Origin of the sequence: Novosphingobium sp. 9U, assembly GCF_902506425.1 — a bacterium.
Classification (GTDB): domain Bacteria; phylum Pseudomonadota; class Alphaproteobacteria; order Sphingomonadales; family Sphingomonadaceae; genus Novosphingobium.
In genome coordinates this window covers 1-1,070 of sequence record NZ_LR732492.1, presented here as the reverse complement: position 1 = coordinate 1,070, position 1,070 = coordinate 1, and the positions used below count along the sequence as shown (strand labels likewise).

The 1,070-nt window shown below is 59.7% G+C and carries 1 protein-coding gene; it reads left to right on the top strand.

The genetic code is table 11. From position 1 onward, the window contains the following. The coding region (locus GV044_RS15600; protein WP_159872559.1) for an Ig-like domain-containing protein at positions 1 to 980 on the top strand (980 nt) is incomplete at its 5' end. Positions 981 to 1,070: the final 90 nt, after the last annotated feature.

Genomic DNA, 1,070 nt, shown 5'->3' with positions numbered 1-1,070 from the left:
CGCCTGAGGCAAAGAGCGATGCGCTGACGATCGTTTCTGGTGAGACAGGCAACGGCAACGTCCTTGCGAATGACACTGACGCCAACAAGGACGCACTGACCGCGGCGCTCAAGTCCGGGCCTGCAAATGGCACCGTCACGCTCGCAGCCGATGGCAACTATGTCTACAAGGCTGCTGCGGGCTTCTCGGGCACCGACAGCTTCACCTACACCGCCACCGACGGTAAGGCATCGTCGACAGCTACCGTGTCGGTGACCGTCAAGGCACCGCCATCGACCAACCTCAGCCTGCCCAACTCGGATCTGGTGCAGCGCGCCGGCACGCTCGATGGCTCTGCCTCGAGCTCCGATAAGCTGACCGGGGTCAAAGGGCATAATAGCTTCTTTTTCGACTACGATGGTAAGTCAGGATCCGACCAGATCACCAATTTCGAGCGCGACGACGTTCTGGTGCTAAAAGGGATGCTGGCCGACGGCAATGGCGACGGCCTCATTGCCTTCTCCAAGTCGAAGCTGTCTCTGGGCGGCACTGACAAGGTGACGATAACGGGAGTATCCGCTCTGCGCTATCTCGGCACGGACGAGGCAGGCTTGTCGGTTTACGCCAATGCGGCAGTAAAGCCCAAGGGTGCGATTGAAGGCACAATCGGAGACGATGCGCTGGGCGGGGCTCTGCCTGCTGCCAAGAAGGCGGTCTTCTTCTACGACACCGGGCTCGACATCCATCTGGGTGACGACCGGATCGACAACTTCGACAGCAACGACCTGCTGGTTACCACAAGCGCTCTTTCGAGCACAAAGCTGGACAACCACGGTTCCATCAACCTGGCAGGCGTATCTGAGGATCTCGGGACGATCGACTTTAACGGTGCTCAGGTCGGCGGCCTGGAATTTGATGGGTCGGTCACCCACGGCGGCATGACCTACTACGTTTACAGCCAGGAAGGATCATCGGTCGGACTTGCCGATCTGGCGTTCTAATCGATATCCACGCAGCAAGGCCGGCGTTCACCCAAGGGGACGCCGGCCTTTTGCCGTTTGAACTTGGCGGTTCGCGCCACTATCGCGCTG